General features: G+C 45.4%; 1 protein-coding gene. It reads left to right on the top strand.

Annotation, left to right across the window (positions count from 1 at the left end; genetic code table 11):
* Window positions 1-13: 13 nt before the first annotated feature.
* Complete coding sequence (locus tag D8U69_RS20445; RefSeq protein ID WP_130908008.1) at window positions 14-844, top strand: cell envelope integrity protein TolA; 831 nt, start codon at window positions 14-16, stop codon at window positions 842-844.
* Window positions 845-890 lie beyond the last annotated feature (46 nt).

Below are 890 nucleotides of genomic sequence, written 5' to 3'. Positions count from 1 at the left end.
AAAGGATTAAATCGTGAAGCTACAATATCTCATCATTCCTTTGATGTGTCTTGCGTTGGCAGCTTGCCGCGATCCGGATCCTAAGAGTGTTTCACTGCCCACGAACAATAATAGCGTGTTGGATGTCATCGATGCCTACCAGGCGAAAAGAGCCATTCAAGCCCTCAGTGAAACTGACCGAACGCTACTGCAAACCTACTTAGTCCGCACTGCTATGGATTACGCGCTCGGTGAACACAAAGGAAAGCCCATAAATATCGGCGAGGCGATCATCGCCCAGCAAGTATGGCTGGATGAACAAAACGCTAAGGCGGCCAAGCAGCAAGCCATTAAGGAAGAGGAGGAAGCCGCCAAGCAGCAAGCCATCCGTGAGGCAGAAGTAGCTCAGCAGCAAGCTATAAAGGATAACGAAACCAAACAACGCGCGCTTTTGGAGGAAATTAGCAAACAAAAAACTGAAGCCTTGGCTATCATGAATGCTGCACTAACAGCCAACTTGGTTTCATTTAAATTAGAGAAAAAAAATTACAAGAAAAAAATCTACTCCGACTATATTGACATCGAGCTCGTTATAAAAAACAACGGTGAAAGCGAGTTGTCTGGATTTAAAGGTGCATTAGTAATCAAGGATATGATGGGCAATCCCGTAAAAACGCTCGAAATCTCAGCCTCTCTCGAAGTCGAGCCCGGGCAAGCTGTGTTATACACAACTAAGTTTGACCATAACTCGCTGCTGGAAGAGGATAAATTGCTCGCCACGTTAGATCTGGAAAAAGTACATTATGAGTGGATTCCCAGCGTGTACACGTTCAAGAGCGGCGAAACGCTTAAAATGCCTACCTAGCAAAACTGCTACTTTTCTATCGAAACAGTATTCGCCCCTGATGGAA

Origin of the sequence: Pseudomonas sp. Sample_16 (assembly GCF_004307665.1) — a bacterium.
Lineage (GTDB): Bacteria > Pseudomonadota > Gammaproteobacteria > Pseudomonadales > Pseudomonadaceae > Aquipseudomonas.
This window is presented reverse-complemented; position numbering and strand designations above follow the sequence as displayed.